This window comes from uncultured Ralstonia sp., from assembly GCA_913056305.1.
In the GTDB taxonomy this organism is placed as follows: domain Bacteria; phylum Pseudomonadota; class Gammaproteobacteria; order Burkholderiales; family Burkholderiaceae; genus Ralstonia.
Genome location: CAJXMR010000263.1, coordinates 1 through 5772 on the forward strand (window position 1 = coordinate 1; position 5772 = coordinate 5772).

General features: G+C 63.9%; 8 protein-coding genes. 3 read left to right on the forward strand and 5 right to left on the reverse strand.

Going from position 1 to position 5772, the window contains the following annotated elements; translation table 11 throughout:
• The 3 genes from QZ609_RS23775 to QZ609_RS23785 form a co-directional block, all read left to right on the forward strand.
• The coding region (locus QZ609_RS23775) for a PhoH family protein (protein WP_295500117.1) at positions 1 to 284 on the forward strand (284 nt) is incomplete at its 5' end.
• Positions 285 to 401: 117 nt separating this feature from the next.
• A complete protein-coding gene (locus tag QZ609_RS23780) occupies positions 402 to 833 on the forward strand; it encodes a hypothetical protein (RefSeq protein ID WP_295500119.1) in 432 nt (143 codons plus the stop codon).
• A gap of 129 nt (positions 834 to 962) precedes the next feature.
• Positions 963 to 1736, forward strand: a complete 774-nt coding sequence (locus QZ609_RS23785) for a C40 family peptidase (RefSeq protein ID WP_295500120.1) — start codon at positions 963 to 965, stop codon at positions 1734 to 1736.
• Positions 1737 to 1804: 68 nt separating this feature from the next.
• On the opposite strand, the gene QZ609_RS23790 is transcribed toward QZ609_RS23785, so the two are convergent.
• The 5 genes from QZ609_RS23790 to rpsR all read right to left on the reverse strand — a co-directional run.
• Positions 1805 to 2815: an inorganic phosphate transporter gene (locus QZ609_RS23790; RefSeq protein ID WP_295500122.1), complete on the reverse strand. Its 1011-nt coding sequence runs from the start codon at positions 2813 to 2815 to the stop codon at positions 1805 to 1807.
• Between the two features lie 14 nt (positions 2816 to 2829).
• Positions 2830 to 3456, reverse strand: coding sequence for a DUF47 domain-containing protein (locus QZ609_RS23795; RefSeq protein WP_295500124.1), 627 nt, complete (start codon positions 3454 to 3456; stop codon positions 2830 to 2832).
• Positions 3457 to 3611: 155 nt separating this feature from the next.
• Positions 3612 to 5000, reverse strand: a complete 1389-nt coding sequence (locus QZ609_RS23800) for a replicative DNA helicase (RefSeq protein ID WP_295500126.1) — start codon at positions 4998 to 5000, stop codon at positions 3612 to 3614.
• Between the two features lie 152 nt (positions 5001 to 5152).
• Positions 5153 to 5605: a 50S ribosomal protein L9 gene (gene rplI / locus QZ609_RS23805; protein ID WP_295500128.1), complete on the reverse strand. Its 453-nt coding sequence runs from the start codon at positions 5603 to 5605 to the stop codon at positions 5153 to 5155.
• Between the two features lie 25 nt (positions 5606 to 5630).
• Positions 5631 to 5772, reverse strand: a 142-nt coding sequence (gene rpsR, locus QZ609_RS23810; protein WP_295500130.1) for a 30S ribosomal protein S18, incomplete at its 5' end; no start/stop codon positions are given.

The window sequence follows — 5772 nt, forward strand, 5'->3', positions numbered from 1 at the left end:
ACTTCATGCGCGGCCGCACCTTCGTCAACAAGTTCCTGATCATCGACGAGGCGCAGAACCTCACGCCCAAGCAGATGAAGACGCTGGTCACGCGGGCGGGCCCGGGCACCAAGATCGTCTGCCTGGGGAACATCGCCCAGATCGACACGCCGTACCTGACCGAGGGTTCGTCGGGCCTGACCTACGTGGTGGACCGCTTCAAGGGCTGGAGCCACAGCGGTCACATCACGCTGGCGCGCGGCGAGCGCTCGCGCCTGGCGGATCACGCATCGGACGTGCTGTAAGCGAGACAAGGCGGCAGATGGTCTAGCCGCCAACCGTTGTGCCACAAGGGCCGTGCAACTGCGCGGCCTTTTTCTTGCTTACTCTCAGGTACCCCTTGTTTGAAAGGAGGCCTGATCATGCATGTGCAGCGAAACCCGCAGTCCCGTACGCCCCACAGGCGCTCGACGTGGCCGCTGGTCGCATTGGCGTTGGTGTTGTCCGCAGGCGCGTCTGCCGCGCTTGGCAACATGACGCCGCAGACCGCCGGCCAGATCCGCTACCTCTGCGGCGGCGTCGCACAAGATGAACAACAGGCGCTGAATGCAGAAGCGCGCAACTACAACCTGTCTCTGCTCTTCACGCAGGGCCCGCGCGGTGAATACCTCGCCGATGTCGATGTCCACATCATGCGCGGCGGCAAGGAGGTCGCGAACTTCCGCGCCGATGGCCCGCGCTGCCTGATCAAGGCGCCGCCGGCCAGCTACAACATCATCGCCACGTATGAAGGCGCGACCAAGCGCGTAACGGTGCAGACCGGCAGCACGCATAGCGTTCAACTGCACTGGTAACCGGCGCCGTATCAGGGTCCGCCCAGGCGGACCCGCACCGCGTCTGGCGTTGCGCCTCGCCAACACGCGGTTTGGCTTTCCTGTGCGGGGCGCATAGCATGCGAGCTATCCGGACTTTTCTGATCGCCCATGCTGAACCGGTACGGTTCTTCGCGCGGGGGCACGCAGTGGACAGGCATCACAGTCATCGCGCTGGCCTGCCTGCTGTCCGCCTGCTCCTCCACGCCGCCCCGCTCCACCGCGTCGAGCGGCACACCGGGCCTGCGCACGCGTGGGGCGCCGATCAACGATCCGAGCGCCGGTCTCGAAGAAATCTCCATCGAAGCCATGGCGCTGGTCGGTACGCCGTACCGCTATGGTGGCAACACGCCCGACAGCGGCTTCGACTGCAGCGGCCTGGTGCGCTATGTCGTGCAGCGCGCCGCCTCCGTCAACCTGCCCCGCACGGCGGCCGAGATGGGCCGTCGCGGCACATCGCTCGAGCGCCGCGACGTGGCCTCCGGCGACCTCGTCTTCTTCAACACCACCGGCCAGCCGAACTCGCACGTCGGCATCTACGTCGGGCAGAACCGCTTCGTGCATGCCCCGGCCACCGGTGGCACGGTACGCCTGGAAGACATGACCAAGTCGTACTGGGCGAGCCGCTACATGGGGGCGCGCCGCGTGGTGGCTGTGAGCAACCTGCCGGACCTGCCCGCCTCACCGGTGCCAGCCGCGCCGGGCGTCACCGCGATTGCTGCGGCGCCGGCCGCCCCCGCCCGTTCCATCGACGATGATCCGCTCGGCGCACTGGCTCATGCACGCGGCGCTGCATCAGCCAGCCCGATGCCGATACGCGCCACGGCACCGCTTGCCGCGCCGCCGACGGACGACGATCCGATCGCCCGCTTCGCCACGCAGTAACGCGACGGCGCCAATGCAAAACGCCCACCGGATGGTGGGCGTTTCGTTTGGTTCGGCGGGCGTCCGGCTTAAAGCAGATGCAGACCGACCCACCACGCGATGGCCGCCATGAAGGCCGACGCGGGAATCGTCAAGACCCACGCCCACACGATGTTGCCCGCCACGCCCCAGCGCACCGCCGACGCCTTCTGCGCCGAGCCCACGCCAACGATGGCACCCGTAATGGTGTGCGTGGTCGACACCGGCACACCCAGCGCCGAGGCGAAGAACAGCGTCAGCGCGCCGCCAGTTTCAGCGCAGAAACCGCCCACCGGCTTGAGCTTGGTGATCTTCTGACCCATCGTCCGCACGATGCGCCAGCCACCCAGCAGCGTGCCCAGGCCGATCGCCACATAGCAGCAGACGATGACCCACACGGGCGGCGTGCTCGCCGTGGCCGAAGCGTAGCCGCCGGCAATCAGCAGCATCCAGATGATGCCGATGGTCTTCTGCGCATCGTTGCCGCCATGGCCCAGGCTGTACAGCGACGCCGACAGCAGCTGCAACCGCCGGAACCACCGATCCACCTTGGAAGGCGGCGTGCGGAAGAACAGCCACGACACCGCCACCATCAGGATCGACCCGAGGATGAAGCCCAGCAGCGGCGAAATCAGGATGAACGCGACGGTCTTCAGCAGGCCGCTGGCGACCAGCGAGCCGGTGCCCGACTTGGCTACCGCCGAACCCACCAGCCCGCCAATCAGCGCATGCGACGAGCTCGACGGAATGCCGTAGTACCAGGTGATGACGTTCCACGCGATGGCGCCCACCAGGGCCCCGAAGATGACGTAGTGGTCGACAATGGACGGGTCGATGGTGTCGCGCCCCACCGTGGTGGCCACCTTGAGGTGGAAGATGAAGATGGCGATCACGTTGCAGGCCGCGGCCATCGCCACCGCCTGCTGCGGCTTGAGCACGCCGGTCGACACCACCGTGGCGATGGAGTTGGCCGCATCGTGGAAGCCGTTCATGAAGTCGAAGACGATGGCCAGTGCCACCAGCAGCACGACCACCCAGAGACTGATCTGAAGCGTATGCATGTGGCGTCGTCTCGTCAGGCGTTCTCGAGCACGATGCCTTCGATGATGTTGGCCACATCCTCGCAACGGTCGGTGACGCTCTCCAGTTGTTCGTAGATCGCCTTGAGCTTGATCAGCAGCTTGATGTCGTTCTCGGTGCGGAACAGCTTGGCCATGGCGGCACGCATCACGCGGTCGGCCTCGGACTCGAGGCGGTCGATCTCCTGCGCGATGGTCAGGATCTTGCGGCCGTTGTTCATGTCGTCGAGCAGCGCCACCGCCTTGCGGACTTCCTCGCAGCAGGCCACGCAGATGGTGGCGAGCTGGCGCGCTTCGTCCGTGACGTTGGTCACGTCATACAGCGAAATCGTCAGCGACACATCCTCCATCAGGTCGAGGATGTCATCCATGGTGGTGATCAGCTTGTGGATCTCGTCGCGATCCAGCGGCGTGATGAAGGTCTTGTGCAGCAGCTCGACCGTGTCATGCGTGATGCGGTCGGCCTTCTTCTCGATGTTCTGCACGTTGCGCGCATGCATTTCAGCATTGGGCAAGTCGTTGACCAGCTCCTTGAGCGCGTGGGCCGCCTTGACGGCGCACTCGGCGTGCTCATTGAAGTATTCGAAAAACTTGCCTTCGGTGGGCATGAAGCGACCGAACATGATGATCCTTGGAAACGGGAAACGCGAAAACGGGTAAGACAACGCCGGCCAAATCGGCCGGCGCTGTCATCAAGGTGCAATATTTTACCGGAGCAACCGGTGCGCCGAGGGTGCAACCTTGTGGCGCATAACAGACGGACAAGCCCGACAGGGTGTCAGGTGTCGTTGTCGAAGAAGGCGTTGCCGCCGGTGAAATTGTCGAACTTCGTGTATTCGCCCAGGAACGTCAGGCGAACCGTACCGATCGGGCCGTTACGCTGCTTACCGATGATGATTTCGGCGGTGCCCTTGTCCTGAGAATCCGGGTTGTAAACCTGGTCGCGATAGATGAACAGAATCACGTCGGCATCCTGTTCGATAGCGCCGGATTCCCGCAAGTCGGACATCACCGGGCGCTTGTTCGGGCGCTGTTCCAGGCTTCGGTTCAGCTGCGACAGCGCGATCACCGGGCAATTCAACTCCTTGGCCAAACCCTTGAGCGAACGCGAGATTTCCGAGATTTCGGTCGCGCGGTTTTCACCGTTGCCTGAACCCGACATCAGCTGAATGTAGTCGATGACGATCAGGCCAAGCTGCCCACACTGACGCGCCAGCCGGCGCGAGCGCGCGCGCAACTCCATTGGGTTGAGCGCAGGTGTTTCATCGATGAAGAGCTGCGCGTCATTCATCTTCTGGATGGCGTGCGTCAGGCGCGGCCAGTCCTCATCAAGCAGGCGGCCCGTACGCAGGCGATGCTGATCCAGCCGACCGACCGAACCCAGCATACGCATGGCGAGCTGCGTGCCCGCCATTTCCATCGAGAACACCGCCACCGGCAGGCCCTGCTCCACCGCCACATGCTCGCCGATGTTCAGCGAGAAGGCGGTTTTACCCATCGACGGACGACCCGCCACGATGATCAGGTCACCGCCCTGCATACCGCTGGTCATGCGGTCGAGGTCAACGAAACCCGTGGGCACACCGGTGATATCGCTCTGGTTGTCGCGGTGGTATAGCTCGTCGATGCGCTCGACCACCTGCGTCAGCAGCGGCTGGATCTCCAGGAAGCCCTTCTGCCCGCGCGCACCCTCTTCGGCGATCGCAAACACCTTGGATTCGGCCTCGTCCAGCAGTTGGCGCACGTCGCGGCCCTGCGGATTGAAGGCGCCGGCGGAAATCTCGTCGGCAATCGTCACCATTTGGCGCAGCACGCCGCGGTCGCGAACGATTTCGGCATAGCGCCGGATGTTGGCCGCGCTCGGCGTGTTCTGCGCCAGCGCATTCAAGTAGGCCAGACCACCCACCTCTTCCGCCTTGCCCGCTACCTGCAGTTGCTCGTACACCGTGATCACGTCGGCCGGCTTGGCCTGCGAGATCAGCTTGCCGATGTTGTGGAAGATCAGCCGGTGGTCGTAGCGGTAGAAATCGTGCTCGTTGATGAAATCGGCGATGCGATCCCAGGCGGCATTGTCCAGCAGCAGCCCCCCGAGCACCGATTGTTCGGCCTCGATGGAGTGCGGCGGCACCTTGAGGGAATCGAGCTGGGGATCGGAGGGCGCGTTCATGGCGCGATTATAGCGGCGCTGCTCGGTCTTCAATCGGGGCCCCTGAGACAAACAACAGACAAAAGACAACAAAAAAGGCAGAGACTTTCGTCCCTGCCTTCTTCACTCGCGCCGGCCGGTTACCCGATCGCCGCGAGGTGCAGCCTACGTGCTTAGGCGGCCTCGCCCAGCACCGACACGTTCACGTCGACTGCCACATCGGTGTGCAGCGACACGACGACAGCGTGGTCGCCCACGGTCTTCAGCGGGCCGTTCGGCAGGCGCACTTGCGCCTTCTCGACCTGGAAGCCTTGCTTGACCAGCGCGTCAGCGATGTCGTGGTTGGTAACGGAGCCGAACAGGCGACCGTCCACACCCGCCTTTTGCGACAGTTGCAGCGTCAGGCCGTTCAGCTTCTCGCCTTCGGCTTGGGCAGCAGCCAGCTTTTCAGCGGCCAGCTTTTCCAGCTCGGCGCGGCGTGCTTCGAATTCCTTGATCGCCGAAGCCGTGGCACGGCGGGCTTGCTTGTTCGGGATCAGGAAGTTACGTGCGTAACCGTCCTTCACGCGCACCACGTCGCCCAGGTTGCCCAGGTTGACGACCTTCTCGAGCAGAATAATTTGCATTGTGTGTTCTCCTTATTCGCGTCGATTAGTGCTTGTGCTGATCGGTGTACGGCATCAGCGCGAGGAAACGCGCACGCTTGATGGCCGTATCGAGCTGGCGCTGGTAGTGCGAGCGCGTGCCGGTCAGGCGGGCCGGGGTGATCTTGCCGTTCTCGCCGATGAAGTCC

Bases quoted from the DNA above. Each gene is read 5' to 3' on its own strand.
- QZ609_RS23780 (WP_295500119.1), top strand. From the start codon at position 402: ATGCATGTGCAGCGAAACCCGCAGTCCCGTACGCCCCACAGGCGCTCG.
- QZ609_RS23785 (WP_295500120.1), top strand. From the start codon at position 963: ATGCTGAACCGGTACGGTTCTTCGCGCGGGGGCACGCAGTGGACAGGC.
- QZ609_RS23790 (WP_295500122.1), bottom strand. From the start codon at position 2,815: ATGCATACGCTTCAGATCAGTCTCTGGGTGGTCGTGCTGCTGGTGGCA.
- QZ609_RS23795 (WP_295500124.1), bottom strand. From the start codon at position 3,456: ATGTTCGGTCGCTTCATGCCCACCGAAGGCAAGTTTTTCGAATACTTC.
- QZ609_RS23800 (WP_295500126.1), bottom strand. From the start codon at position 5,000: ATGAACGCGCCCTCCGATCCCCAGCTCGATTCCCTCAAGGTGCCGCCG.
- rplI (WP_295500128.1), bottom strand. From the start codon at position 5,605: ATGCAAATTATTCTGCTCGAGAAGGTCGTCAACCTGGGCAACCTGGGC.